At 31.4% G+C, this 1298-nt stretch carries 1 protein-coding gene; it reads left to right on the forward strand.

What is annotated here, in order from left to right; translation table 11 throughout:
• Positions 1 to 211: 211 nt before the first annotated feature.
• A complete protein-coding gene (locus tag FDT66_RS13945) occupies positions 212 to 1183 on the forward strand; it encodes an IS110 family RNA-guided transposase (RefSeq protein WP_138537602.1) in 972 nt (323 codons plus the stop codon).
• Positions 1184 to 1298 lie beyond the last annotated feature (115 nt).

A 1298-nucleotide genomic window follows, 5' to 3' on the forward strand; every position in this document is an offset into this window, starting at 1 on the left:
CTTAAGTTTGTCTTTTAATAAATTTGACAAATAATCAGAAAGAATAAAAGAGAGAATTAAGGTTAGTATACACGGTGAAGCTTAGACTTCGACAACATTGATAATCCTCTCTCTTTTCTACTTTACATCACGTTCAGTTCTGTGAGACTTTAGATCTCGATTTCAAGTTGTTGTGAGTTCAAGTAGTTTATTCTTTCCTAAATCATTTCATATGAATAAATATAATGAAACTTTTGGAATTGACATTAGTAAGGCTGTTTTTGATTGTTATGGCTCTATTCAAGGTCATTTACAATTTAAAAATGACGAAACTGGATTTAGGAAGTTTCAAAAAATGCTATCGAAAGATAGTTTAGTAGTTATGGAAGCTACAGGGTATTATCATTACAGATTTGCGCAGTTTTTACATCATAAAAGTATTGCTGTATCTGTGGTAAATCCATTGTCAATAAAGCGATTTATCCAGATGAAATTATCAAAAGTAAAAACGGATAAAAGTGATGCAAAAGCAATTTGTGAGTATGGTTTAACGCAAGAAGTTGGATTGTATACTGCGCTTACAGATGTCCAGAGTGAATGTTTACAGTTGTTTAGATTGTTAGATAGTTTTATAAAGAAACGTACAGCGAGTAAGAACAAAATTCATGGAGAAGAAGTTCTAGGAGTACCTTCAAGCTGGGTTTATCGTTCTTTGGTAAGAAACAAGAAGCATTTAGATAAAGAGATAAAAGGGATTGAAGCAAAGTTACTTTCTTTGGTCAAACAAGATCAGCAAAACCAGCTAACTTTATTGCAGAGTATTCCAGGATTAGGACTCAAAACGGCTTTATTTTTAATCGTAATTACTGATGGTTTTAAGAAGTTTGAGACGGCTTCTCAATTATGCAGTTATGTAGGAATTACTCCTACGATTAGGGAATCTGGGAGCAGTGTTCGTGTTCGAGCAAGAATCAGTAAGGTTGGTAATCGAAAGTTAAGAAACTTACTATTTCTGTGTTCTTTTACTGCCTGTAAGCACAACAAAGGGTGTAGAGATATTTATGAAAGAATTGTAAATAAGGGTAAAAGTAAAAAATTAGCCTTGATTGCAGTATCTAATAAATTACTAAAACAAGCTTTTGCAATAGCAAAATCTGGACATCCATATGATCCAACTTTTGCTTCTGTTTTAAAGATAAATTAGTAAAATAATAGATGAGATTATACTTTAAAAAAGCTTAAACAAAAGTTTAAGCTTAGTATAATAATGTTCAAATTTAATGAAGAAAAATGTTGTTTTTTAGCTCAGTTCTTTGTTG

Origin of the sequence: Polaribacter aestuariivivens (genome assembly GCF_005885675.1) — a bacterium.
GTDB lineage: Bacteria > Bacteroidota > Bacteroidia > Flavobacteriales > Flavobacteriaceae > Polaribacter > Polaribacter aestuariivivens.

Bases quoted from the DNA above. Each gene is read 5' to 3' on its own strand.
- FDT66_RS13945 (WP_138537602.1), top strand. From the start codon at position 212: ATGAATAAATATAATGAAACTTTTGGAATTGACATTAGTAAGGCTGTT.